The 383-nt window shown below is 63.4% G+C and carries 1 protein-coding gene; it reads left to right on the forward strand.

Features of this window, described 5'->3' with window-relative positions; all coding sequences use genetic code 11:
* Positions 1 to 383 (forward strand): PAS domain S-box protein (locus AC0IYH_RS29035; protein WP_471837457.1); only part of this gene is annotated, 383 nt, incomplete at both ends.

The raw sequence follows: 383 nt of genomic DNA on the forward strand, positions 1-383 counted from the left end.
CTGATCATCCAGGACGTCTCCGCCCGGTATGAGGCGGAGGATCGGTTCGAACAGTCGTTCAACGCCAATCCCGCGCCGGCGATCATCTGCCGGCTGAGCGACTTGCGATACGTCAAGGTCAATCAGGGCTTTCTCGACATGACCGGCCACCACCGCGACCAGGTACTGTGCAGGACCGTGTACGACATCGACGTGCTGCGCGGTGCCGAAAAGCGTGATCTCGCGAAGGAACGGCTTGGGGAGGGTCGGACCGTCCCGCAGATGGAGGCGGAGCTGGAACTGCCGGACGGCAGCACCAAGCTGGTGATCGTCGCGGGCCAGCCCATCGATATGGGCGATCAGCCCTGCATGCTGTTCACCTTCGCTGATCTCGAACCGCGCCG

Source organism: Pseudomonas sp. AC463 (assembly GCF_979253585.1).